Origin of the sequence: Dietzia sp. SL131, from assembly GCF_026672565.1 — a bacterium.
Taxonomy (GTDB): Bacteria; Actinomycetota; Actinomycetes; order Mycobacteriales; family Mycobacteriaceae; genus Dietzia; species Dietzia kunjamensis.
This window is the reverse complement of record NZ_JAPPRI010000003.1, coordinates 1,039,695-1,064,609: the sequence shown is the minus strand read 5'-3', so window position 1 is coordinate 1,064,609 and position 24,915 is coordinate 1,039,695. Positions and strand designations below refer to the sequence as shown.

23 protein-coding genes and 1 pseudogene are annotated in these 24,915 nt (G+C 71.1%); 10 read left to right on the top strand and 14 right to left on the bottom strand.

The window, feature by feature from the left end; genetic code table 11:
• Window positions 1-5: 5 nt before the first annotated feature.
• The 4 genes from hisB to OVA21_RS05770 form a co-directional block, all read right to left on the bottom strand.
• Window positions 6-629: an imidazoleglycerol-phosphate dehydratase HisB gene (gene hisB, locus OVA21_RS05785; RefSeq protein WP_096905591.1), complete on the bottom strand. Its 624-nt coding sequence runs from the start codon at window positions 627-629 to the stop codon at window positions 6-8.
• On the bottom strand, window positions 626-1,765 hold the full coding sequence (locus tag OVA21_RS05780; protein WP_096905592.1) for a histidinol-phosphate transaminase: 1,140 nt from the start codon (window positions 1,763-1,765) through the stop codon (window positions 626-628). The genes hisB and OVA21_RS05780 overlap by 4 nt, the downstream gene beginning before the upstream one ends.
• Entirely contained in the window at window positions 1,762-3,102 is a 1,341-nt protein-coding gene (gene hisD, locus OVA21_RS05775; protein ID WP_096905593.1) for a histidinol dehydrogenase, read from the bottom strand. Before hisD ends, OVA21_RS05780 begins: the two co-directional genes overlap by 4 nt.
• A 325-nt stretch (window positions 3,103-3,427) precedes the next feature.
• Complete coding sequence (locus tag OVA21_RS05770) at window positions 3,428-3,763, bottom strand: hypothetical protein (RefSeq protein ID WP_143337689.1); 336 nt, start codon at window positions 3,761-3,763, stop codon at window positions 3,428-3,430.
• 312 nt (window positions 3,764-4,075) lie between these two features.
• Between OVA21_RS05770 and OVA21_RS05765 the strand changes: the two genes are divergently transcribed.
• Entirely contained in the window at window positions 4,076-4,534 is a 459-nt protein-coding gene (locus tag OVA21_RS05765) for an Hsp20/alpha crystallin family protein (RefSeq protein ID WP_067713942.1), read from the top strand.
• A 74-nt stretch (window positions 4,535-4,608) separates the two neighbouring features.
• Here the strand turns inward: OVA21_RS05765 and OVA21_RS19325 are convergent.
• The 4 genes and pseudogenes from OVA21_RS19325 to OVA21_RS05740 form a co-directional block, all read right to left on the bottom strand.
• Window positions 4,609-6,220 (bottom strand): annotated as a pseudogene (locus OVA21_RS19325) (NERD domain-containing protein).
• 59 nt (window positions 6,221-6,279) lie between these two features.
• The gene (locus tag OVA21_RS05750) at window positions 6,280-6,771 is read right to left on the bottom strand and encodes a class I SAM-dependent methyltransferase (protein ID WP_268093116.1); all 492 of its coding nucleotides are present in this window, start codon (window positions 6,769-6,771) and stop codon (window positions 6,280-6,282) included.
• Between the two features lie 74 nt (window positions 6,772-6,845).
• Window positions 6,846-6,968, bottom strand: a complete 123-nt coding sequence (locus OVA21_RS05745) for a hypothetical protein (RefSeq protein ID WP_268091992.1) — start codon at window positions 6,966-6,968, stop codon at window positions 6,846-6,848.
• The gene (locus OVA21_RS05740) at window positions 6,952-7,905 is read right to left on the bottom strand and encodes an NAD(P)/FAD-dependent oxidoreductase (protein WP_096905597.1); all 954 of its coding nucleotides are present in this window, start codon (window positions 7,903-7,905) and stop codon (window positions 6,952-6,954) included. The genes OVA21_RS05745 and OVA21_RS05740 overlap by 17 nt, the downstream gene beginning before the upstream one ends.
• A gap of 109 nt (window positions 7,906-8,014) precedes the next feature.
• On the opposite strand from OVA21_RS05740, the gene OVA21_RS05735 reads away from it, so the two are divergent.
• The gene (locus tag OVA21_RS05735) at window positions 8,015-8,599 is read left to right on the top strand and encodes a helix-turn-helix domain-containing protein (protein ID WP_067713933.1); all 585 of its coding nucleotides are present in this window, start codon (window positions 8,015-8,017) and stop codon (window positions 8,597-8,599) included.
• A gap of 100 nt (window positions 8,600-8,699) precedes the next feature.
• Here OVA21_RS05735 and OVA21_RS05730 read toward each other — a convergent pair whose 3' ends face one another.
• On the bottom strand, window positions 8,700-9,959 hold the full coding sequence (locus tag OVA21_RS05730; protein WP_268091991.1) for a hypothetical protein: 1,260 nt from the start codon (window positions 9,957-9,959) through the stop codon (window positions 8,700-8,702).
• Window positions 9,960-10,125: 166 nt separating this feature from the next.
• Between OVA21_RS05730 and OVA21_RS05725 the strand changes: the two genes are divergently transcribed.
• The 8 genes from OVA21_RS05725 to OVA21_RS05690 are packed head-to-tail and all read left to right on the top strand — an operon-like array spanning window position 10,126 to window position 19,595.
• Window positions 10,126-10,713: a biotin transporter BioY gene (locus tag OVA21_RS05725; RefSeq protein WP_067713928.1), complete on the top strand. Its 588-nt coding sequence runs from the start codon at window positions 10,126-10,128 to the stop codon at window positions 10,711-10,713.
• The gene (locus OVA21_RS05720) at window positions 10,710-11,414 is read left to right on the top strand and encodes an energy-coupling factor ABC transporter ATP-binding protein (RefSeq protein ID WP_067713926.1); all 705 of its coding nucleotides are present in this window, start codon (window positions 10,710-10,712) and stop codon (window positions 11,412-11,414) included. Before OVA21_RS05725 ends, OVA21_RS05720 begins: the two co-directional genes overlap by 4 nt.
• Window positions 11,415-12,014 carry an energy-coupling factor transporter transmembrane component T family protein gene (locus OVA21_RS05715; RefSeq protein ID WP_067713923.1) on the top strand — a complete coding sequence of 200 codons (600 nt, stop codon included), beginning with the start codon at window positions 11,415-11,417 and terminating at the stop codon, window positions 12,012-12,014.
• Between the two features lie 58 nt (window positions 12,015-12,072).
• The gene (locus tag OVA21_RS05710; RefSeq protein ID WP_268091990.1) at window positions 12,073-13,560 is read left to right on the top strand and encodes a DUF3375 domain-containing protein; all 1,488 of its coding nucleotides are present in this window, start codon (window positions 12,073-12,075) and stop codon (window positions 13,558-13,560) included.
• A complete protein-coding gene (locus OVA21_RS05705; protein WP_069390395.1) occupies window positions 13,557-14,291 on the top strand; it encodes a DUF4194 domain-containing protein in 735 nt (244 codons plus the stop codon). Before OVA21_RS05710 ends, OVA21_RS05705 begins: the two co-directional genes overlap by 4 nt.
• A complete protein-coding gene (locus OVA21_RS05700) occupies window positions 14,284-17,604 on the top strand; it encodes an ATP-binding protein (protein WP_268091989.1) in 3,321 nt (1,106 codons plus the stop codon). The genes OVA21_RS05705 and OVA21_RS05700 overlap by 8 nt, the downstream gene beginning before the upstream one ends.
• Before the next feature lies 1 nt (window position 17,605).
• Complete coding sequence (locus tag OVA21_RS05695) at window positions 17,606-18,829, top strand: Wadjet anti-phage system protein JetD domain-containing protein (protein WP_206474157.1); 1,224 nt, start codon at window positions 17,606-17,608, stop codon at window positions 18,827-18,829.
• A gap of 22 nt (window positions 18,830-18,851) precedes the next feature.
• A complete protein-coding gene (locus tag OVA21_RS05690) occupies window positions 18,852-19,595 on the top strand; it encodes a phosphodiesterase (protein ID WP_268091987.1) in 744 nt (247 codons plus the stop codon).
• A 6-nt stretch (window positions 19,596-19,601) separates the two neighbouring features.
• On the opposite strand, the gene OVA21_RS05685 is transcribed toward OVA21_RS05690, so the two are convergent.
• From OVA21_RS05685 to OVA21_RS05665, 5 genes are read right to left on the bottom strand one after another with little or no spacing between them, the layout of a single operon-like run.
• On the bottom strand, window positions 19,602-20,582 hold the full coding sequence (locus OVA21_RS05685; protein ID WP_268091986.1) for a siderophore-interacting protein: 981 nt from the start codon (window positions 20,580-20,582) through the stop codon (window positions 19,602-19,604).
• Complete coding sequence (locus tag OVA21_RS05680; protein ID WP_268093115.1) at window positions 20,579-21,415, bottom strand: ABC transporter ATP-binding protein; 837 nt, start codon at window positions 21,413-21,415, stop codon at window positions 20,579-20,581. Before OVA21_RS05680 ends, OVA21_RS05685 begins: the two co-directional genes overlap by 4 nt.
• 44 nt (window positions 21,416-21,459) lie before the next feature.
• On the bottom strand, window positions 21,460-22,551 hold the full coding sequence (locus OVA21_RS05675; RefSeq protein WP_227022251.1) for a FecCD family ABC transporter permease: 1,092 nt from the start codon (window positions 22,549-22,551) through the stop codon (window positions 21,460-21,462).
• On the bottom strand, window positions 22,548-23,684 hold the full coding sequence (locus OVA21_RS05670) for a FecCD family ABC transporter permease (protein WP_096905607.1): 1,137 nt from the start codon (window positions 23,682-23,684) through the stop codon (window positions 22,548-22,550). Before OVA21_RS05670 ends, OVA21_RS05675 begins: the two co-directional genes overlap by 4 nt.
• Before the next feature lie 5 nt (window positions 23,685-23,689).
• Window positions 23,690-24,796, bottom strand: a complete 1,107-nt coding sequence (locus tag OVA21_RS05665; protein WP_069388508.1) for an iron-siderophore ABC transporter substrate-binding protein — start codon at window positions 24,794-24,796, stop codon at window positions 23,690-23,692.
• Between the last annotated feature and the right edge of the window lie 119 nt (window positions 24,797-24,915).

The following is a 24,915-nucleotide window of genomic DNA, read 5'->3' as shown; positions in this document are numbered from 1 at the left end:
CGGCATCACAGCGCGCCCTTGGTCGAGGGGATGCCGGTGATCCGCGGGTCCGGCTCGACGGCTGCGCGCAGAGCACGCGCGACCGCCTTGTACTCGGCTTCGGTGATGTGGTGCGGATCGCGGCCGTAGTGCACGCGGACGTGCAACGCGATCCGGGCGTTGTAGGCGAGGGTCTCGAACACGTGCCGGTTGAGCACCGTTCCGTAGGGCGCGCTGTCGTGACCGATCACGACGTAGCCGACCATCATCTCGGGCTCACCGGTGTGGACGAAGTAGGGCCGTCCGGAGACGTCGACGATCGCCTCGGCGAGCGTCTCGTCCATGGGCAGGGAACACTGACCGAAGCGGCGGATGCCGCGCTTGTCGCCGAGGGCCTGCGCGAGCGCCTGTCCCAGGACGATCGCGGTGTCCTCCACCGTGTGGTGCGCTTCGATCTCGCTGTCACCGGTCGCGCGCACGGTGAGATCGAAGGCGCCGTGCTGGCCGAAGGCCGTCAGCATGTGGTCGAAGAACGGCACCCCGGTCGAGATGTCGGACCGGCCCGTCCCGTCGAGGTCGATCTCCACGACGATCGACGACTCCCTGGTCGACCTCTCGACACGACCCCGCCGCGCGGTCTGTTCACTCATCGCTTCTCCTCGGTTCGGGTCTCGATCTCGTCGACCGCCAATTCGGCGCTCACCCGCAGCAGCCGATCATTCTCGTGCTCGAGCCCGATGGTCGCACGAAGTCGACCCGGGATGCCCACGTCGCGGATCAGCACGCCGGCGTCCAGATAACGCCGCCACGCGCGCGTCGCGTCCACGAACGGCCCGTAGAGCACGAAGTTGGCCTCGCTGGGAAGCACCTCGAAGCCCTGCTCCTCCAGCCCGGCGGTGACGCGCTTGCGTTCCCCGGCGAGCAGCGCGACGGAGGCCAACGTCTCGTCGGCGTGACGAAGCGCCGCACGGGCAGCGGCCTGCGCGATCATCGACAGGTGGTAGGGCAACCGTACGAGCAGTACGGCCTCGACGAAGGACGGGTCGGCCGCGAAGTAGCCGAGCCTGCCACCCGCGAAGGCGAACGCCTTGCTCATGGTCCGCGACACGACGAGCTTGGTCGGATAGTCGGCGAGCAGGGTGCAGGCGCTCGGGGACGGCGAGAACTCCGCGTACGCCTCGTCCACCACCACGATGCCGGGGGCCATGTCGAGCAGGCGTCGCAGGTCGTCGAGGTCGACCACGTGCCCCGTGGGGTTGTTGGGCGTGGTGACGAACACCACGTCCGGCCGGTGCTCCTCGATCGCCGCCACCGCAGCGGCGATATCGATGGACAGGTCGGACCCGCGATCCACCGGGATCCACTCGGTATCGGTTCCGGCCGCGAGGATCGGGTGCATCGAGTAACTGGGGACGAAGCCCATGGCGCTGCGCCCGGGCCCGCCGAACGCCTGCAGCAGCTGCTGCAGGATCTCGTTGGAACCGTTGGCGGCCCAGACCATGTCCACGTCCAGATCGACGCCGGTCTGGCGGGTCAGGTACGAGGCCAGGTCGGTGCGCAGTGCGACGGCGTCGCGGTCGGGATAGCGGTTGAGGTCTTCGGCGGCTGCGGCGACGGCGCCGGCGATGTCGGCGACCAGTTCCGCGCTGGGCGGGTGTGGGTTCTCGTTGGTGTTGAGCTGTACGGGGACCTCGAGCTGCGGGGCCCCGTAGGCGCTCTGTCCGCGGAGATTCTCTCGCAGCGGGAGGGCGCCGAGCCCGACTCCGGGACGTGGGGAATCGGTCATCGTCCGTCCTCTCCCGCGCCGAGGTCCTCAAATCGGGCCCGTACGGCCTCACCGTGCGCGGGCAGCCGCTCGGCGTCCGCGAGTGCGACCACGGTCGGCGCGATCTCCTTGAGGGCGGCCTGGTCGTAGTCGACGACATGGATCCCCCGGAGGAAGGTCTGCACGCTCAACCCCGACGAGTGTCGCGCCGTACCGGACGTGGGCAGGACGTGGTTGGACCCCGCCGCGTAGTCCCCGAGCGGGACGGGCGAGTAGGCGCCCACGAAGATCGCGCCGGCATTGCGCACGCGGGCGGCGTCGGCTGCGGAATTGCGGGTCTGGACCTCGAGGTGCTCGGCTGCGTAGGCGTCGACCACCCGCAGACCGGCCTCGATATCGTCCACCAGGACGATGCCCGACTGCGGACCCTCGAGCGCCTCGCGCACCCGGTCCGAGTTGAGGGTCACCTCGTAGCGCGACTCGATCTCGCGGTCCACGGCGTCCGCCAACGTCTCGGAGTGGGTGACCAGGACGCTCGCGGCGTTCGGGTCGTGCTCCGCCTGGCTGATGAGGTCGTACGCGACGTGGACCGGGTCGGCGGTGTCATCCGCGAGGATGGCGATCTCGGTGGGGCCCGCCTCGGAGTCGATGCCCACGACGCTGCGGCACAGGCGCTTGGCGGCGGTGACGTACACGTTGCCGGGCCCGGTGACCATGTCGACGGGCTCGAGAACGGAGTCATCCGTGTCCTGACCGCCGTACGCGAGCAACGCCACGGCCTGGGCGCCGCCCACCGCCCAGACCTCCTCGACCCCGAGCAGTGAGCACGCGGCGAGAATGGTCGGGTGCGGCCAGCCACCGGAATCCGCCTGGGGCGGAGAGGCCACTGCCAGCGACCCGACCCCGGCGACCTGCGCCGGTACGACGTTCATGATGACGCTGGAGGGGTAAACGGCTTTGCCGCCGGGAACGTAGAGGCCCACGCGTTCGACCGGTACCCACCGCTCGGTGACGAACCCCCCGGGGGCGACCTCGGTGACGGTGTCACCGCGGCGCTGCGCTGAGTGGACGATGCGGGCACGACGGATCGCCTCGGACAGCGCGGCTCGGACGTCAGGGTCCAACTCGTCGACCGCCCGGGCGATGACCTCGGCCGGGACCCGCACCGACGCCGGACGGACCGAATCGAACTTCTCGCCGTACTCGAGTGCGGCCGGGGCCCCGTGCTCGCGGATCGCCTCGACCACCGGGCGGACGGTGTCGACGACCGAGTCGACGTCGGCGGCGCCGCGCGGGAGTGTGCGCCGCAACTCGGCCGTGCCGAGTGAGCGACCGCGCAGGTCGATGCGGGAGAGCATAGTGTGGCCTTTCAGTGGGGTGCCGGGACGGCACGAACGGGCCCGCGAGCACCGCGTTCCGGAGAACGCGGTACTGCGGACGCCGCACGCGACGACCTTTCACCAGTCTAGTAGCGGCCGCGAGCACCGCGATCCGGGCCACCTGCGCGGGTGGATCCCGGGGATCCGGCGCGCGCACCCGCGCCCTGGGGCGGGTCCGGCGTGGAGTCGCCGATCCCGGGCTTCGTCAGCGTCGAAACCCGCCGGGACGAGCGCTTTCCCCGGGAACCTCGTCCGGGAGTAAGGGAGAGCCACGGCGAAGAACGACCAGCCGTGCGACAACGTTTCACGACTCCACGGGGTGGGGACTGTCCCGCCGGTCCCGACGGACGCGGTTCCCGCGCCACTCGCGGACAGTGAAATACAGAATGTAGGCGGTGAACGCCCCCGGCAGGATCGCTCCCAGCGCCCACTCGGACGCCGCGATGAGTGCGAGCGTCGTGGTGGACGTCGCGCCGTACACGATGATCAGTCCCGCCACCGCGGCACGAGTCCTCATGATGGTTCGTTCACTCCACTTCAGATGCCAGAGAAGAATTGCCCCCGTCAGATCGGCCGCGACGAAGAACATCACGCTGAAGGTCAGGAGGACGAACACCTCAGGGGAATCGGACCCCCGCATCGTCTGACCTTCGAACGCGAGGGCTCTCCACCAGGCCATAGCCGAGGCACCCGCCCCGATGTCCGCACACTGTGGACGCCCGTTCTCGGTGGGCGCCCGAGCCTCTCCTACTCGGGGTGACGGCGCGAGGTACCCTCCGGTTCCACCGAAGCCGGCCTTCCCGTGAACCACGTCGGCCTCCGGGCTGAGCGGAGCGGACTCAACCGAAAAATGTCGACCTGAGTCGGGAATACTCAACTCCGCTCGAGGGTTGAACCGTGTGCGACCCCGGAGATACCGGGCGCACACCGATCAGCCCAGAAGGAGACCATCATGGCCACCAGCACCCGTTTCGATCCGTTCCGTGAGCTCGATCGCCTCCTGGGCGAGGGGCTCCGCAGCGCCACCGCCTCGACTTCCCTGCCGATGGACCTCTACAAGGAGGGCGATCGCTTCGTCGGGCTCATCGATATGCCAGGGGTCGACCCCTCCACCATCGACATCGACGTGGAGGACCGCACCCTCACTGTCCGCGCCGAGCGGCGGGCGCCTGCCGAGGGTGACGCGCAGTGGCTCATGCACGAGCGGCAGTCGGGGACCTTCGCCCGGCAGCTCGCCATGGGCAAGGGCCTGGCGACCGACAAGATCGAGGCCGACTACACCGACGGCGTCCTGCGCCTGGTGATCCCGGTGGCCGAAGAGGCCCAGCCGCGCAAGATCGCCGTCTCGCACGGCAACCAGAGGGCCGAGCAAGCCGAGCTCGTCGAGGGCGAGACCGACCTCGGGAGCTGATCCACCACTCCGTCGCGCCCCGGCCGCCCCGGCCTCCCCTCGAGGCCGGGGCGGCCGGTGTCGTCCGCGAGAGCTCAGGTGTCGATCTCCCCCACCACCACGAGTACGTCCGTCGCCCGTGACAGTCCCACGTAGATGCGCTCGCGGAGGCGGTCGATGCCCGCGTAGCTGTTGCACACCAGGACCACGGCACGTCGTTCGAGACCCTTGAAGCCGAGGACGTGACCGTAGAAGATGTCCTCGCCGTCCCAGAACGTCTCCCAGTAGGCGTCGTTGCCGTCCTCCTGGAGCTCGACCTGCATGGGGTGACGCGAGCCGATGGTCAACAGCGCCACATCGCGGGGCTCCCACCCCTCGTCGAGCAGCCGCATCGCCTCGTCGTCACCCACCGCGACGGGATCGGCGCCCTCCGGCACCTCCACGTACCGGACGGCGGGACCTGTGCCGCCGCGCAACTCCATGCGCTGACCCACCAGCGGCATGAACGCGCTGGCGATCTGCCGCGTATTGCGCAGGTTGTGGTCCAGCACGAGCGGCACGAGGTCCACGGGCGGACGGCCGGCACGCTCGAACACACTCTGGCCCGCGTCGCCGACGATCATGAGCCGACCGTTCTCCCTGTCACGCAGCGCTCCGACGACCGGCTGCCACCAACTGTCGGCGAAGTCCTGGGCCTCGTCGACGATCACGGCGTCGAATCGCTTGCCGTCGGGCAGTTCGTCCGCGAGGTCGGACATCAACCGGGGCAGATCCTCCTCCCACCACCGCACCGTCTCGGTGGACCGAATTCGCTCATCCGGCCCCACCGGCGCGCCCCAGTCGACGCCCAGGGCGTGGAACTCACCGACGTACGCGGGCCTCTCCCGGCGCTTCCATCCGCTGGTGACCCGCTTGAGGTAGCTGGCCAGCCCGTGCGAGTAGCAGATCAGTGCGACCCGCTGCCCGTCCCTTGACAACCGTCGTGCCTGTTCCAGGGCCAGATAGGTCTTACCGGCTACCGGCGCCGCCCCGGATCTCCACCCGCGGCAGGGCGTCGACCGCCCGCAGGAGCACCGACTGTTCACGGGTGAGCGCGTCGGCGATGTCGGCGTTCTCGGCCGCGCGGGCCACCACGTCGCGCTGGGGTAGCCCCCGACCTCCGAGGATCTCGGACAGCCGGTCGACGGTGTCCGCGGACAGGAACGGACGGTCAGCCGCGCCCGAGTCCCGGGCCAACCGGAAGGCGATCATCGCGAGGTCGTCGAGCTGATCGCGGTCCACGATCCGGTCTCGCGGGATCTCCGGCATCGCGAAGTCCGCGGGGATCGAGGCGTTCGGGAACACCAGCATGTGGGTCCAGCGCTGGAGCTGATCCGGCCACCGCGGATCCTCACTGACGTACCCGCGCAACGCGTAGAGGGCGTCGCGGCACTGGGCGACCGGGTCGATGGTGACCTTCTTGGTGCCGCTGCCCTGAACCCACCGGCCGTCCTCGATCGCGATCTGCCCGGCCTTGACCTCGATCGCCACGATCCCCGCGCCGGGCATCGCCACGAGGATGTCGACCTCGTGATCCTTCTCGTATGTGGACACCCGCTGACCCACGACGATCAGGCTGTCGTCGGAGAGCTGGTCGCGGAGGAGGTCGACCACCTTCTCCTCGGTGGGATGTCCGTAGACGGGGTGAGCGGGGATGACACGGGCCATGTATAAGAACTACCTTCGCCACCGTCGCGCGGGTCGGCCACACGCCGCGACCCACCGCCTCAGGGCCTCCTGGTGGCTGTGACGACGACGTCGTGGACCGTCACGGGCGCGCCGCCGTGGCCCGGCATCTCGCGCGAGGTTTCCTCGGCCGCGACGATCTCCCACCGGTCGGCCTCGAGCCGCGCGGTGACGGACGCCGCGGTGACACCGGCCTCTGCCGGCGGATGGGCGCCGCGATCGTGCCCGGCGTGGGTCACGTGCCCGCCGTGCCGCCCATGCCCGGCGTCGTTCAGGTGCCCGACGATGAGCAGCGTGCCGCGAGGGGCGACCCAGCCGGCGAGCCGCTCGTAGAAGTCCAGCTGCGGAATCGCCGGGTGGGCATAATGGGTGGTGACCAGGTCGTACCGCGCCGGAGGCTCCCAGACGGCGAGGTCTGCCTCGACCCACGACACCCGGCCGGACAGTCCGAGCTCCGCCGAGCGCCGGGCGGCGATCGTCAACGCCTCCGCGGCGATGTCCGCCCCGGTGACCTGCCAGCCCTGCGAGGCCAGCCAGAGCGCTTCGGTCCCGGCGCCGCAGCCCGCCTCGAGCGCGGTCCCGGGGACAAGACGGGAGGCCTCCCGGATCAGGTATGGGTTCGGGGGTTCGCGGCCATCGCGGCCGGGCGGTCACCGTCGTCGTCTCCGACGCTGCCGCCGGCACCCGCCCAGATGTCGTCCCAGTAGGCGCGGTCAAACTCGTGTGCCATCGCGCACCTCGATCGCCTTCTCGAGGTCGGCCATGATCAGCGAGGCGTTGATCTGCTGCGCGGCGCGGGCCCCATGGGCGGCGGCGGCTCCGACCTGCGCCATGAGATCGGCGCAGTTGCCCGCGGCCCACACCCCCGGCACCGGGGTGGCGCCCATCTCGTCGGTCGGGATGACCGTGCCGACCGGGTGATCGACCGCCTCCAGACCGATGGCCGCGTACGGCTCGACCCCGACCGTCAACCGGGTGGCCACCACCACGGCGTCCAGATCGATCACTTCGTCGTCGTCGACCTCCACGCCGACCACCCGCCCACCGTCGGCCACCACGCCCGAGATCCCCCGCTCCTCGATCGGGATGCCCGGGGCGGCCAGGGCGACCCGATCCTGCTCGTCGATCGGGCGACCGCCGCTGAAGAACGTGATGTCCCGGCTCCACTGGTGGAACAGCATGGCCTGGTGCGCGGACATCGGGTGGATCCCCAGGATGCCGATCCGCTGGTCGCGCACCTCCCAACCGTGGCAATACGGGCAGTGCAGGACGCCGCGCCCCCACTGCTCGCGGACCCCGGGGATGTCGGGGAGTTCATCGCTCACCCCGGTCGCGATGAGCAGTGTGCGGGTGGGCAGCACCGAACCGTCGCGCAGGATGACGTCGAAGCCGTGCCCGGCCGTGAGTGTGTCCACGACCTCGCCGTCGATGACCTCGCCGTCGTACCCCCTGACCTCCGCGCGGCCTCGCGCGAGCAGGTCCGACGGGCTCACGCCGTCCAGGGCGAGCAGCCCGTGGACCCCCTCGGCGGGAGCGTTGCGCGGCTCGCCGGCGTCCACCACCGTCACCCGACGGCGGGCGCGGGCCGACGTCAGCGCGGCGCTCAGGCCGGCCGCCCCGCCACCGACCACCACCACATCCCGCAGTTCCCGATCGTCCGAGTCCATCTGTCGACCTCCGCTCTCCGGGCCACCGGTTCCGGGCCTCGTCCCCCTCGACGATGGTCCCTTCACCCGGATGTCGCAACTAACCTTGCCAGTCTGGCAAACTCGGCGCATGACCGATCCGACCGCCCGCACCCTCGACGCCGTGGGTTCGCGGCTGAGGGCCCTCCGGCAACGCCGCGACCTCACACTGACCGCCCTGGCGGAGTCCACCGGGATCTCCACCAGCACGCTGTCGCGACTCGAGTCCGGGCAGCGCCGACCCACCCTCGAACTGCTGCTGCCGCTGGCGCGGGCGCACGGCGTCACCCTGGATCAGCTCGTCGACGCCCCGCCGACCGGTGACCCGCGGGTGACGCTGCAGCCGATCGCCACCGACCACGGCGCGACCGTGATCCCGTTGTCGCGCCGACCGGGCGGGATCCAGGCGTTCAAGTTCGTGCTCCCCACCGGGAGTGACGACGACGAGCCCCACCTCCACGTCCACGAGGGCTACGACTGGGTGTTCGTCCTGGACGGCAGGCTCCGACTGGTCCTCGGCGAGCACGATCTCGTCCTCACGCCGGGCGAGGCGGCCGAGTTCGACACCCGCACCCCGCACTGGTTTGGCGCCACGAGCGCCGGCCCGGTGGAGTTCCTCAGCCTGGTGGGTCGGCAGGGCGAGCGGGCGCACATCCGGGCGGCACCGGCCCGGTGATCTTCGCGACACGATGTCAGCATCGTGTCGGGCACGAGGGCGAGGGGCGGTTCCGAGCAGGCGAGCCGGTCGCCCTGCCGGGAGTTGTGATCGTCCTCCCCTACCGCCCCGGGACGACCGCCCACCCCGTGGTCATCTGACCGGCGAACTCCGGAAGACGCACCAGGATCCGGTTCTGCTCCGCGCGGGGACGGAATCCCACGTCGAGATACTGCGGCGCCTCGTCGGGGCGGTCGCGGACGAGCGATCGGTACGCGGGCACCAGGTCCTGTTCGATGTACTCCCACCGTGGTTCGCGGTCGGCCCAGTTGAAGGCCGGGAGCGGCGTGTGGGCGACCACCGGCTGACCGCCGACCTCGGCGCGGACCGAGAGTGGTCGGAACTGCCCCAGCGTGCGTGCGCCAGGAATGTCGGGGGCACCGCCGACGGTGGTGATGTAGGTGAGCACCCTGCCGAGGTCGCCGCGGCCGGCGGCGGTGGCGTCCCACTGGTCGGCGATGATCTGGTTCTGCTCCCGGGACGCCATCCGCAGCAGGGCCTCGGACAGGCCGTCGGGGGATCCCGCGTCGAGCATCCGCCAGGACTCCAGCGCGTAGTCGTCGTACGCTCCTCCCGCGGCGAGTTCCTCGACCGCGGACAATCCCCCTGCGGCGTAGGCCTCGTGCACCGGGATCATGTCCGTGAAGATGTGGCGCTGCATGACGAGTAGCCGGTGCATGTACCAGTCGACATCCGGCCGCCGCAGGGTCGGACCGGCCGTGGCCAGCAGGTGCACGTCGCGCGGCATCTCGCGTGCCACCTCCCACGGCACGCCGGCCATCGCCCCTCCGACCCCGAGTCCCACCTCGTGCACGCCCGGCACGGTGAGCAGCCCGCCGACCTCGTCGAGGTCCCAGAATCCGGCGGCGAACGACATCCCCGCGAGCCCGGCCATCCCGGTCCACCAGTACCCGTCGTGGGAGTTGTACAGGCGCAGGTAGTTGACGTACACCTTGTCGACCGTGTCGAGGTTCGCCGCCAACCCCCGGGCGGGCTCCCACTGCCCCAGGTCGATGCCGGCCTTCTCCGCTCCCACTGCCAACCAATACTGGCGCGCCAGGGTCGAGTACCTCTCCGGGGCGACACGGGCGGCCCTCACCACGTCGAGCGCGTCCCGGAGCTCCGCCACGTCGGTGGTCATCCCGGTCGAGACGCCGCCCGCCATTTCGCCGTCGGCGTTGTCGGCCGGGACATCGAGGTAGACCGAATACGGCGTGGCACCGGCGGTCGTCGGCGAGTGGACGACGGACACCACCGTGAGCATGAGAGCGGCGAGCAGTGCGACGGTGAGGGCTCCGAGTCCGTCTGGTGCTCGACCCATGACGCACCGCCCCCCGCTCGCCCTACTGTGATCTGAGTCACTTTATGCGGCATCCCTCCGGCCGGCGACCGCACGCGCCGGAGCCCGATGAGGCCATCCGACGTGACACGCGCGACAATGGACCGGATCAGGCTGTCGAGCAGCACCCGCGGAGCCAAGGAGTCCAGTGAGCACCACCGTCGACCGGGCCCCGGCCCGTAGCGCCACCCGAGACCTCGCCCAGATCGCGGTGTTCGCCGCTCTCATCGTGGTGCTGGGCCTGCCTGGCCAGATCAGCATCGGTTCGGCGGGTGTGCCCATCACCCTGCAGACGCTCGGCGTGATGCTCGCCGGCTCACTGCTCGGCTGGCGCAAAGGCGCCCTGTCGGTGCTCGCGGTCATGGTCATCGGTCTCGCGCTGCCCGTCCTCGCGGGCGGCCGCACGACCCTGACCTCGCTGGCCGGCCCCACCGCGGGCTTCCTCATCGGCTGGATCCCGGCGGTGATCGTGATCGGCCTGCTCACCGCGTGGATCATGCCGCGCTACCGGCTCGTCCCGGGACTGCTCATCAACATCCTCGGCGGCATCGTCGTCATCTATGCCGTCGGGGTGGCCGGCATGCTGCTCCGCACCGAACTGACGCTCGGCGGTGCGATCGCCGCCAACACGGTGTTCCTGCCGGGTGACCTCGTCAAGGCGGTCGTCACGGCGATCGTCGCGACGCAGGTCCACAAGGCACGTCCCGGCCTGATCGCGCCGCTGCGCCGGAAGTGACCAGCACGGAGATCCGCTTCGACGGGGTCGGCCACGCCTACGGTGACCGGACCGTCCTCGCCGACGTCGACCTTACCCTCACCGAGCGACGCATCGGGATCGTCGGCGTCAACGGCGGCGGCAAGTCGACGCTCGCTCGGATGATCAACGGTCTCGTGGTCCCCACTACCGGGACGGTCACCGTCGACGGCCTCGACACCCGCCGCAAGGGCGCGGCGATCCGCCGCCGTGTGGGCTTCTGCTTCACCGATCCGGACACCCAGATCGTCATGCCGACCGTGGAGGAGGACGTGGACTTCTCCCTGCGCCGTTCGGGTCTGAACCGGGAGGAGCGACGACGACGAGTCGCGCAGGTGCTCGAGACCTACGGCCTGGCCGGCCATGCCGAACATCCGTGCCACCTCCTCTCCGGGGGACAGAAGCAGTTACTGGCTCTGGCTGCGGTGTTGGTGATCGAACCCGCCGTGGTGGTCGCCGACGAGCCCACGACCCTGCTGGATCTGCGCAACCGGGCGCTGGTCGCCGAGACGTTCGCCGGGTTGCAGCAGCAGCTCGTGGTGGTGACGCACGATCTGGACCTCGTGGCCGACTTCGACCGCGTCCTGGTGGTGGACGGCGGCCGGGTCGTGATCGACGACGCCCCCGGCCCAGCGCTGGCGGGCTATCGGCGGATCGCCCTGGGTTCGGGGCCGGGGGCCTAGGTGTTCGCCACCTATCAACCGGGGAACTCGCTCCTGCACCGACTGCCGGCGGGGTGGAAGATCCTGCTGGTGTGCGTGCTCATCCTCGTCGCCACCCTGGCGATACGCGAGCCCTGGCACGTGCTGCCCGCCCTGGGGGTGACCGCGGTCCTCTACGCGATCGGACGGATCCGTCCGCGGGCGGCGTGGGACCAGGTCCGCCCGGTGCTGCCGATGCTCATCGCGATCCTGGTACTCCAGTGGATCGTCGCCGACCTCGACACCGCCCTCCGGGTCTGCGGGGCCCTGCTGGTCGCGATCACGGTGGCGGGCCTCGTCGCCCTGACCACCCGCGTCTCGGACATGCTCGACGCCGTCACGCGGGCCGCCCAGCCGCTGCGGCACGTCGGTGTCTCACCGGACCGGATCGCACTGGTGTTGGTATTGACCATCCGCGCCATCCCCCTGCTCGCGCGTCGGCTTCGCCAGGTCACCGAGGCCCGCAAGGCCCGCGGCCTGGGCATGTCGATCCGCGCGCTCGTGGTGCCGACCGTGCTCGGCGCCCTCACCACCGCCGACCAGTTGGGCGACGCGTTGGCCGCCCGGGGCGTGGACGACTGATCACCTCCGGCGCCACCTCAGGACGAGTGATGTCGGTGTCGCGTGCCACCATGAACACGTGTCCGCACTCGCGCGCTACCTCGCGTTCTCCCGCCTCAGCGCCGAGTCGGCTGTTCTGGCGCTGCTGCGGAGTCAGCTGTGGCCGTTGATCGTCGCGGTACTGACCGAGGTGTTCGAGGGGTCGTCCAGGCGTGTCCCCTCGTCCGAGTTCTACGAGTTCCTGGACCGGACACTGACCGCCGTACGCGATGCCGGCACGGAGGTCCCCGGCACTGCACAGTCCTACGTGCGTACCTGGGTGGATGCCGGATGGATGCTCCGCCGGCCGGGGACTGCCGCGACGGGTGAGACGCTCGAGCCCACCCAGGCCGCGCTGGTGGTGATGGACTTCCTGGACGGCCTTCAGACTCCACGGCGCGGGCTGACCGTGTCCCGGGTGGAGACCCTCACCCGGCAGTTGGAGGATCTCGCCCGCGAGACCGATCCTTCGGTCCAGGGCAGATTGGCCGCCCTCCACCGCGAACGGGACCGTATCGATGCCGCCATCGCCCGTGTGGAGGAGGGTGAGGTGGATCTCGCGGGCCCGGAACGGGTCGCGGAGAAGGTGTCGGAGATCCTTCGGGGGGCGGACGATGTCCCCGCGGACTTCGCCCGCGTCCGCGCTGAATTCGACTCGCTCAACCAGGATCTTCGACGTCGTCTTCTCGACCAGGACGGTGCCCGCGGCGACGTCCTCGACGCAGTCTTCGGTGGGGTCGATCTCATCGGCGACTCCGAGGCCGGCCGTAGCTTCTCGTCGTTCTACTCGGTACTGCTTGACCCCGAGCGCTCCGCCTCCGTCGACACCTGGATCGACGACATCCTGGGCCGGCAGCAGGTCACGGACCTTCCAGCGCCCGCCCGGCGCGGACTCCGCGGACTGTTCGATGAGATGGAGACCGCCGGCGCCGAAGTCAACGGGGTGCTCACCTCTCTGTCACGCAGCCTGCGACACTTCGTCACCACCGACGCCTACGTGGAGCACCGGCGGATGCTGGCCCTCATCCGGTCCGCTCGCGCCTCCGCGGCCGAGGCCAGCACCGAAAGGGCCGTACGGCCGAACACCAGGATGTCCGTGCCGCTGCGCCGGATCGGCATGTCGGTCCGCTCGGTCGGGGCGCTTCGCCTGCGTAATCCGGGCGAGGAACTCGTGGCCGCGGAGGTCACGCACCACGAGGAGGGTCACGCGGACCTCGAGGCCCTGACAGCGCTGGTCCGCGCCTCGGAGATCGACGAGACCGAACTCCGCTCTCATGTCCGTGACGTCGTGTCGAGGTTCGGGCCGTCGTCGATCGGGGCGATCCTTCGCGAACACCCGGCCACCCAGGGGGTCGCCAGTATCGTCGGACTGCTGAACCTGGCCATCGCCACGCAGGCGGAAGCCCCGTCCGAGGACCCGCGTCCGGTTGAGACGGTCACGTGGTCGAGCGGCTTCGACTCCACACTGAGCGCCCGGATCCCCACACTGGTCTTCAGGGCCGAGCGATTTTTGGAGGATGATCTGTGACGACCCCTGCTGCGGCCGATGCTGACGGACCCGACGAGGCCGCCGATCAGGGCCTGTGGCCCGGCGACACCGGGACGCTGTCCTTCGCCTCCCGGCGCGCCCTGGCCCGGTTGCTCACTGGCCCACTGGTGCAGGCGCACCGCCACCCGGAGATCTGGGCGGCCGTGGTCTCCGACGAGCCCGCCATTCGATCGAGACTGGCGGATGTGTTCCTCGATCTGGTGCTGGACCATGATGCCGGCATCGCCTTCACCAGGCAGGTCGACACGGGTGGTCAGGTTGACGTCCCGGCAGTGCTACGCACCGAGACGCTGTCGCACATGGACACCGTCCTGCTCCTGCACCTGCGGTCCGAGTTGTCCGTGGCCCAGCCTGGCGAGCGCGTGATCGTGGATCGTGAGGACGTGGCCGAGCGGATCGACGTCTACCGTTCGGTCGTCGACTCGGACCGCAGCCGGTACGCGCGCAAGTTCGATGCCTCGTGGAATCGTCTCAAGTCCTACTCACTGCTCTCGGACACGGAGACCGGGGGCCGCGCCGAGGTCTCTCCAGTGCTTCGCCACCTGTTCGACGCGGACGTCGTCGCGGGAATCCGCGACGAGTACCGCGCACTGATCGAGTCGCGTGGGGGGCCCGATGGTGAAAGCGCGGCCGGGCGGGACGCTGCCCTGTTCGAGGGCGACGTGTTCGACGACGAGGTGGGCGACGATGAGGTGGTCGACGATGACTGAAGCACTGCAGCTTCCCGGGGCTCCGGAACACCCTGGTCAACTTCGGTTGTCGCGGATCCAGGTCTGCAACTGGGGAACGCTCGACGGGTATCACGACGTGGAGGTTCCGCGGAAGGGCTTCCTCATCACCGGCGGTTCCGGGTCCGGTAAGTCCACCCTCATCGACGCCGTCTCGGCGGTGCTCGTGCCCCCCGCTCACCTGCGGTTCAACGCTGCAGCCCAAGAGGAGGCGGGCCGAGGGTCAGGACGCACGCTCGTGTCCTACATCCGCGGTGCCTGGCGGCGCGGCGCCGACGCCGAATCCGGTGACCTGTCCTCCGTCTACCTGCGGCCCAGGGCCACCTACTCCGCGATCGCGCTGACGTACTCGTGTGGCCGCGGCACCTGCGTAACCCTCCTGCTGTTGATGTACCTGCGTTCGGGTGACAACTCCGCAGCGGGCGTCAAGCGTCTCCACGGCATCCGTGAGCACGCGTCCACCGAGCCCCTGGACCTGCCGGACCTGTTCGGCTATCTCCGCAGCGGTATCGACAAGCGGGCGCTCAAGCGGGAGATCCCGCAGGTGCGGTTCCACGACAGCTACTCGGCGTTCGCCGCCGCGTTCCGGCGGCGGCTCGGCATCGCCTCCGAGTCCGCTCAGCTCCTGCTGCACCGGACCCTGTCGGCCAAATCACTGTCGAGTCTCGACCAACTCTTCCGCGATTTCATGCTGGAGGAGCCGAGCACCTTCGCTGTGGCCGACCGCGCCGTGGCGCAGTTCGCAGAACTCCGCGAAGCCCACCGGTCCGTGGTCGACGTGCGCGAGCAGATCGCCCATCTGACCCCTCTCGCGGACCTCCGGGCCTCCCGGGACCGCGTACTGGACCGAGCCGAGGAACTCGACGCCGAGAATGTGGCCTTTCCCGCGGTGCAGGCCGCCGTGACCACCGAGCTCGTCGAAGAGGAGCTGCGGACGGCCCGCGGGGCGCTGGTCGCCGCGGAGTCGAGCGTCGCGTCAACTCGAGAGCGACTCGACGCCCGACGCACGGCGACCGACGACATCCGTGCCCGCCTCCGGGGTAGCGCCGGCGCCGGGCGCGACGAACTCGCACGGGAGCTCGACCGAGCCCTCGAACACGCCACCGCCGTCTCCACCCGGCGTGCGCGCGCACAGACCGAGGTCGAGCGCCTGGGTGGCACCCTTCCGACGTCCGCCGAGGACTTCGCCGTCCTGCTCGCCACGCTCGAGCGCGAGGACGCGGAACAGGAGGCCGAGCGGGCGCGGGATCGCGAGACACTGCGCGACGTGGCCGGCTCCCTGAACGAAGAGAAGCGCTCGCTCGAGGAGGTGACCGCGCAGTTACAGGCTCTGCTGCGCCACCGCTCGAACATCGACTCGCGTTTGTTGGCCGCGCGGGACCTCGTGTGCGATTCGGCGGGGCTGGGTGCGCGCGAACTGCCGTTTGCCGGAGAACTCCTCGACGTCCCCGCCGAGCACGCCCGCTGGCGTCCCGCGATCGAGCGGGTCCTGTCCGGCTTCGCCCGCACGATGCTCGTCCCCGACCACCTCCGGGCACGAGTTGCCGCCGCCGTCGACTCGACCCACCTGGGCGTGCGTCTGGTCTACGAGGTGGTCGACCACGGCGATGACTCCGCGACCCGCCGCACCGGCCCCTATAGCCTCGTTCGCAAGGTCCGACCCGCCGACGGGCCGTTCCGCCAGTGGCTCAACCGCAGGCTCGCCGGCGAGTTCGACGTGACCTGCGTCGAGACCCCCGCCGAACTGGATCAGCACGACAAAGCCGTCACCCTGCACGGATTGATCAGACGGGGTGCGCGCTTCGAGAAGGACGACCGTCGACGGATCGATGACCCCGCCGCGTTCCAGCTGGGCGGTATGGACGACTCCAAGGTGGACGCGCTCACCTCCCTCCGGAACGAGATCCGGGCGCGTATGGACACGCACGAGCGGCAGTGGGCCGGACTGGACGACCTCGACGCGCAGCGCCGCGCCCGCCAACGCGCGGCCATCACCCTCATGGGCCTGCGGTGGGAGGAGGTGGACTCGCACACCGCCGACGAACGTGCTCGTGCCGCCCGTGACCGGCTGGAACAGTGGCGCGAGGAGCACCCGGAAGTCGCCGAGATGGAGCGGGACCTACGCGCCGCGGAGGAGGCCCAATCGCGGGCCCAGGCGGATTACGACTCCGCGAACAGGGCCGGAGCGGTCGCCGCCAGCGTCGTGGAGAGCCTGGACAGGCGGCTCGCCGGCCTCACCGGCCACGAGGAACGCGGCATCGACGAGGCCGCCGCAGCCCGCATCCGGAGGCGACTCTCGGCGGCGACGCGCCGCTTGACCGCCGACAACGTGCAGGAGGTCTGCCAGCGCGCGGAGCGCGCCATCGCCGCCGAGCAGGTGGCCACCGCGACCGAACGCGACAGGATCCACCGTCGGATCACCTCGGTCCTCACCTCGTACCTGGAACGGTGGCCCGCCAGGAAGGCCGACCTCAAGTCCGATCCGGAGTTCGTCGGTGAGGCCGTCGAGTGGCTCGTCCAGCTCCGCCGCGACCGCCTCGCGGAGTTCGAGGACCGTTTTCTCGGGCTGATCGGGGACATGCAGACCCGGAACCTGGGCGAACTCGCCCGTCACATCCGCCGCGCCCGCTCCGAGATAGAGACCGGGATCAGACCGGTCAACGATTCGCTTCGCCGATCAGAGTTCCAGTCCGGGCGATGGCTGCAGATCGACGTGCGTGACCGACGCACCGAGACCGTCACCGACTTCCTGGGCGACCTGGAGAAGGCGGTCTCCGGAGCGCTCGACAAACGCACCGTCGACACCGCAGAGGCCGGTTTCGCGGTGATGTCGCGCCTACTGGACCGGCTGGGATCCACGGACGCCGGCGACCGACGGTGGCGCCAGACCGTGCTGGACACCAGGCGGCACGTCGGTTTCATCGGGGTCGAGATCGACGAGGCCGGAACGCCGACCAACTACCACGATTCGTCCTCGGGCCTGTCGGGCGGCCAGGCGCAGAAGTTGGTGTTCTTCTGTCTCGCCGCGGCGCTGCGGTTCCAGCTCGCGGACGTTGACGCGGACGTGCCCCGCTACGGAACGGTGGTCCTCGACGAGGCGTTCGACCGGGCCGACCCCGACTACACCCGCCGCGCGATGGACGTGTTCACCGACTTCGGGTTCCACATGGTTCTGGCGACCCCGCTCAAGTTGCTGCAGACCCTCGAGCCGTACATCGGTGGCCTCGTGGTGGTCGGAAACGAAGACGGTAGCCGCTCCCGCATCGAGCGGGTCACCTGGGAAGCCGCGACCTGACATGGCCGGGCCGAACCCGCCGCGTACTCCCGCGGACCTCGCCGAGGCCTGCGCCACCCGGTTCGCTCGAAGGTACCGCGAATGGCTCGCCGACCCGGCCTCCGGAGCCACCGACGTCCTGCGATTCTCCACTGCATGCCCGACTGCAGCACGCGCATCCGGCGATCCGACCGGAACCGCGGACTGGATCCGCCGGTGGCGGGAGTTCGAATCCTCCGTCGACGCGCGCGCTACCCACGGCGCCCACGAGGTGGAGGTCGCCTGGGCGGACCGTCGACTGCCCGGCTTCGGTGTGGTCGCCCTTCCTCAGCGCGTGGAGATCCGAGGCGACCGGGCCATCGCGCGGATCGGGGGACGAGCCGCGCGATGGGAGACTGTGCGCGCCAGGGCGGATGATCTGCTCCGATTGGGCCCCGACCACTCCGAACTCAGTCTGGCCGCTGCGGCCACCGCCCCCCTCTGGGAGAAGCTTCCCGACCGGGACATGGAGCGATTGCTCGCAGTGTGCCGATGGGTGCTCGAGCATCCCACCGAGGGGCTGCGAGCTCGCGAGGTCGCGGTTCCCGGCGTCGACACCAAGTGGATCGAAACCCGCATCCGTCTGGTCGAGCAGCTCGTCGACGCTGCCCGGTCGGGTCGCGACAGCGCAGCACACGACGAACCGCCGATCGTCTCCGGGCTGGGACTCAAACGCTCCGACCTCCGCGTCCGGATGCGGATCCTCGACCCCGCGATCCCCTTCCCGCTGCGCGATGTGGAGAGCCCGGTCGATCAGCTGGCCGAGCTCTGGGACGACGGAACGGGACCGCAACACCTCGTCGTCGTCGAGAATCTCACCACGTTCCTGGCCCTCCCGCCTCTACCCGGCGCCGTCGCACTGTTCGGGCGGGGATTCGCCGTCGATGCCGTCGCCGCACTGCCGTGGGCCCTCGCCGCCCTCATTGTCTACTGGGGAGACCTCGACTCCCACGGCTTCGCGATCCTCGACAGGCTCCGCCACCACGCGCCACACGCGGTCAGCGTTCTCATGGACGTCGAGACCCTCGATACCTGGCGTGACCTCACCGTCACGGACCCCAGACCCACCCGGAGAGAACCCACGCGACTGACCGCGGACGAGGTCGCCACGCTGGAGTTGCTGACCGCGCGGGGCGACCTGCGCCTGGAGCAGGAGCGGATCGCGTGGGACTGGGTGCTGCCCCGCCTACGATCGGCACTGGGTTGACGCGGGTCGGTATCGTGACTCCATGTCCCGACGCACCCGGAATGCCGGCCGCGACGACGCCGCAGCGAGCTCTCCAGCCGAGCCTTCTTCCCCCCGGTCCTCCGCTCTCGTGCCCACCACGACGGAGTCGAAGGAGGTCGCGCTGCGTTCGGCGCCCCTGTCCAGTCTGGCCGGGTCCGCGTTCGGCGCCGTGGCCGCGGTGGCGCGACTCGCGCGCCCGAAGGCGCTGCACCCCAAGGGTGTGATCGCCGAGGCCACGCTGAGCGTGACCGGGGTCGGTCGCACGGGGTCGTCCCTGCTGGACGTGACGGGCCGCTGGCCGGCGACGATCCGGTTCTCCCGCGCGGTGGGGCTGCCGGACGCGGTGCCCGACATCGGCGGGATGGCCGTTCGCATCCACGCCGAGCGGCCGGTGGACATCCTGCTGGCCAGCACCGGCACGGGACCGCTGAGCCGGTACGTCCTCACCACGGGCTGGCGGACGATGGGCCGCACCATGACGTCCATGTTCCCGGTGCTCATCGCGGGTCGCCCGCTCCTGTTGGCCGCGATCCCCACCGGCGACGGCGGCACGTGGACCCTGCAACACGCGACGCCGCTCGGCAAGTGGAAGACGCTGGGCCGGCTCACGGTGGACTCGTGGGAGGACGATGACGAGAACCTGCACTTCGATCCGATCGGGAACCGTCTGCCCGGGTCTCGCTACCCGAACGTCCTCAGGGCGCTGCGGGACCCGTCGTACCCGCCCGCCGACCGCGGCGCCTAGGACCGATCAGCACTCCGCGGCGCCGCGCCGCCAGTACCCCATGAACGCCACGGCCTCCTTGGGCACCCCGGCGGCGTCCACGGCGAGGCGGCGCATGGCACGGACGAGCCCCGCCTCTCCCGCGAGGAACACGTACGGCTGGCCGGAGGAGACGGCGGTCGCCGGCTGCCACTCGCGCTCAGCGGGTCGGCGCCCGCCCAGGACGGTCCGCACGCACTCGTCGCCGAGGTCCAGCACGCCCGCCAGGCGACGGGCCACCGCGGTGCCGGGCTCCCCCTCCCGCGGCAGCAGGGTGACGAAGTCGGGGGCGTCCTCTGCCAGTGCCACGGCATCGCGGTGGGTGGGCACCTCCACGATGATCTGTACCTGACGCCGCGTCACCGCCCCGCCCGACACAGACCCGCCCGCCACCGAGCCAGCCGTGGCCTGCTCCGCGGCGAGTTCCCCTGCCAGTTCCTCGGCGATCGCCAGCAGCGCCGGCGCGGCGGTCTCGTCACCGGCGCACACGACCCGCTCGGACTGCCCGGGCGCCCAGGCGGCCCACGGCGCGTGCCCGCGCCCGGGCCCGGCGATGTGCACGATGTCGCCCGGCCGTACGGAGCGCGCCCAGGCGGATCCCGGCCCCTCGTCGCCACCGGGGTGGACCACCATGTCCACCGTCAGTGCGGGAACGTGTTCCCCGTCCAGTTCGACGGTGTCCGCGCGGCGGACGGTGTAGGTGCGCATCCAGCCGCGTTCGGCCTCTGGCAGTGCGAGCCAGTCGCGGATCGCGTGGGCATCGGGGATCGCGCCGCCACCGCCCGGCGGGGGCACGATGACCTTGATGTAGGCATCACGGACGGTGCCCGGGTCCACCACGTCGGCGGACCACCGCAGCAGGTCGGGCCCGGCCACCACGAGGCGGACGAACGACTCCCCCAGCGGGCGGGAGTCGATGACGCGGGTCTGCGAGACGACGATCGGTGCCTCTACGGCTACAGCGGTCATGTTGTCCCCTTCCGTCGTCCCCGTGGCAGCACCACGGGGTGGCCGGTGGCCGGATCGGTGATGATGTCGGCGTCCAGGTCGAACACGCGACGCAAGGTCTCCTGGGTGATCACCTGGTCTGGCGGGCCCGCGGCGACCACGCCGCCCTCGGCGACCGCCACCAGGTGATCGGCCACCCGCGCGGCCAGGCTGAGTTCGTGCAGCACCGCCACCACGGTGCGGCGGCCGGTGCCGTGGTCGCGGTGGCCGGCGGGCAGCGGCAGGTCGCGTACGAGATCGAGGACGTCGAGCTGGTGCGCCAGGTCGAGGAACGAGCACGGTTCGTCGAGCAGGAGGGTGGGTGTGGCCTGGGCCAACACGAGTGCGACCCAGACGCGTTGCCGTTGGCCGCCGGACAGCTCGTCGACCCGCCGCTGGGCGAATTCGGCGGTGCCGGTCATCGCCAGCGCCTCGGCGACGGCCGTGTCGTCGTCCTCGCCTCCTCCCCACCACCGACGGTGAGGGTGCCGGCCGCGCGCGACGAGCTCGGCCACGGTGAGCCCCTCCGGCACCAGCGGGGACTGCGGCAGGAACGCCACGGACCGCGCGTGCTCACGGGCACCGACCTCGGACTGTCTGCGACCGTCGGTCTCGATCGACCCGGACAGCGGGCGCAGCTGACGCCCCAGGGCCCGCAGGATCGTGGACTTGCCACAGCCGTTGGCACCGATGAGCACGGTGGTCCGTCCGGCGGGGAGGTCCAGGTCGAGGTCGCGGATGACCGGGTCGGCACCGTAGCCCAGGGTCAGGCCGCGTAGGCGGAAGGCCGGGTCGGGTTCGGGGCCGAAATCCATGGGCAGGGCCGGGGTCACGGACGCGACGGGCGCGGGGATGCTCATCAGGCCACCTTTCTCGAACGCAGGAGGATCCACAGCATGGCGGGGGCGCCGAGCGCGCCCGTCACCACGCCGGTGGGCAGGTCGACCGTCCCCAACGCCTCTGAGGCCACGATGTCCGCGGCCACCACGATCACGGCGCCGGTCAACGCCGCCGCCCCGATACGTGGGCGTCCGCGGCCGAGCGCGGCGGCGACGGGAGTGGACAGCAGGGCGACGAACGCGAGCGGGCCGGCCACCGCCGTCGCGGCGGCGGCGAGCAGACTCCCCACCCCCAGGGCGGCAGCACGGGTGGGGACCGGGCGGGACCCGAGGCCGACGGCGAGCTCGGGCCCCAACTCGGCGGGCCGGAGCGCGGCGTGCAGCCACATCCCCGGCGGGAGCAGTACCACCAGCGCGACGGCGAGCCAGGCAATGCGCTCCCCCGACGCCCCGGACAGCGACCCGACGGTCCACACGGCCGCTTCCTGGGCGCCGGTCAGCGGGAGCCGAGCGATGAGCTGGGTGACGACGGCGGTGCCGAGGGCGGCGACGGCCACACCGCCGAGCAGGAAGCGTTGGCCGACGATCCCGGTGCGCCGGCCGGCGGAGGCCGCCAGGACGATCGCGAGCGCGACGGCGGATCCCAGCAACGCGGCGGGTACGACCCCCACGCCGCGCAGCCCCCACAGCGCCATCCCGGCCACGGCCCCGGCGGAGGCGCCGTGGGAGATCCCGAGGATGTCTGGACTGGCCAGGGGGTTGCCGAGGACGCGTCGGAACAGCGCGCCGGACGCGCCGAACGCCAGGCCGGCGAGCGCACCGAGGACCGCACGCGGAAGCTTGTCCTCCATCACCACGAACGTGGCGCCGGGGATCGTCGCCCCGCCGAGGATGGCGATGAAGTCGGGGATGGTCACCGTGTAACGGCCCAGCAGCACGCGCACCGCCATCACCGTCACCAGGACGACCGCGAGGCCGACGACGACGAGGACCGCATGCCTGCGGCGGCGGGCCGACAGGTGGCGGACGACCCGCTCGGTCTCGGCGAGCTCGGTGCCGGTCGAGGAGCCGCGGGCGCGGCCGGCCGTTCGGTCGAGGACGTCGGGGCTCACGAGCCGCCCACCCCCCGGTTCGCGCGGAGCAGGGCGATGAGGAACGGCACACCGATCGCCACGGTCATCACACCGACGGCGATCTCCCCGGGCGGGGCGACCACACGCCCGACCGTGTCCGCGAACAGCAGGACCACCGGCCCCACGATCACCGACAGGCCCAGGACGACGCGGTTGCCCACCCCCACCAGCCGCCGCAGCAGGTGCGGCACGAGCAATCCGAGGAAGGCGATGGGGCCGGCGAGCGCGGTGGCGACCCCGGACAGGATCACCACACCTGCCAGAACCACGGCGCGCCCGACGACGGGTCCCACTCCCAGCCCGCGGGCCAGGTCGTCGCCGAGCGCGAGGGCGTCGAGGGTGGCCGCGCCGGCCAGGACGAGGACGAGCCCCAGCAGGATGAACGGCGCGGCGGCACCGATCTCGGGTGCGGACGCGCGGGCCACCGAGCCCAGGCCCCAGAAGCGGAACCGGTCCAGGACTCCGGGAAGGGCGATGACCAGCGAGGAGGTCACCGCGGTACACCCCGCGGTGACGGCGGCCCCGGCGAGGACGAGTCCGGTGCCGGAGTCGGCGCCGAGTCGACCGGCGCCGACCACCACCATGCCCGCGGCCAGGGAGCCGGCGACCGCGAACAACGCGACGGCGGACGGGCCGGCGGCCGGCGCGAGGGCCAGCCCCAGCACCACGCCGAGCGCGGCGCCGGCGGTCAGCCCGAGCAGGCCCGGGTCGCCGAGCGGATTGCGGGTGGCGCCCTGGAGCCCGGCGCCCGCCACCGCGAGCGCGGCGCCCACGAGGATCGCGGTGATCGTGCGGGGAACCCGGGCGGCCACCACCACCTCGTCCATCCCGGTGCCCGACCCGGGGGCGAGGGTGGCCGTGAGGTCACCGGCGAACACCTGCGACGGGAGCGCCGCCAACACCGACCACACCACCGTCGGGTCGACGGATCGCGCTCCCACGAACAGCGAGAGTGCCACGCCCGCGACGAGCAACGTCGACGAGGCCACCGTGCCGATCACGACACGGTGGCGCCGCTGCACGGTCGGTACCGCCGGCACCGCCGACCCACCCGCCGACCCGCCCGCCGGGAGGGCGGGCGGGTCGGCGGTGCTCGTCGCTGGGGTGGTCACGCGCGTCAGGCCTGCTGTGCTGCCGCGATGATGTCGGGCACGACGTTCTCCAGCGCCCACGGCAGGCTCAGTGGCGAGGAGGCGGAGATCGAGAGGACCTGCTGCTCGTCGGTCTGCACGACCATCCGCCCGGCCTCGACGGCGGGGATGCGCCCGAGCAGCGGGTCGGACTCGATGGCCTCGCGGACCTCGGGGGAGGCGGCGTAGGTGATGAGGATGTCGGAGACCAGCTCGTCGGCGCGCTCGGGTGACCAGGTCACCGCGAACTCCTCGGGCGAGCCGCTCGACGCCTCGGCGACGACCGGCGCCTGGACCATCCCGAGCTGCTCGAGGAATCGGGGGCGGTTGTCGACGTCGGTGAACGCGTAGATCTTCTCCGCGGCGTCGGGGTCGACGGTGCCGTAGATGAAGGTCGTGTCGCGGATTCCCGGGTTGTCCGAGGCGACCCGGTCGATCTGCCCCTCGACGTCCGCGATGAGCTCCTCGGCGGCCTCGGAACGACCGAGGGCCTCGCCGATCAGCCGGGTCGAGTCCTGCCAGGCGGTGCCGAACGCGACGTCGCCCTCCGGCATCGCGATGGTGGGGGCGATCTTCGAGAGGGTCTCGTACTCCTCCTCGGTCATCCCGGAGTAGACACCCAGGATGAGATCCGGCTCGAGGGCCGCGATCGCCTCGGTGTTGATTCCGTCGGTCTCGGAGTACAGCGTCGGCATGTCACCGCCGACCTCCTCCAGTTCCGCGTCGAACCAGTCCGTGGACCCGTTCGCGTTGGCGCCAAACGAGTTGCGGGGCATCCCCACCGGAACCACACCCAACGCCAGGGAGACGTCGGCGTTGACCCAGGAGATGGTGGCCACTCGCTGGGGCGCCTCCGGGATCTCGGTCTCGCCGTAGGCGTGCGAGAGGGTGCGGGGGAACTCGCCCTGCCGCTCGACCCCGCCTCCCGCGCCGGCGTCCCCGCCGCCGTCGACGGCGCCGGTCGAGCACCCGGCCAGCACGGCCAGGAGCGCCACGAAGGCCGCGAGGGCCACGAGGACCGCCCGGGCCCGCGGACGTGCCGGATCGTCGGGTCCGTCGAGCGTCAGCCGGGATCGTGCAGCGGGTGCGGTCATGGGGTCTCCATCTGGTGTGGAACGTCGCCTGGTTGGTAACCGATCCGGGGTCGTCGAGGGTGCGGCCGATTTAGGCATGGCTTACCTTGGTAGGCGTCACGGTAACGGGATCCGCCCCC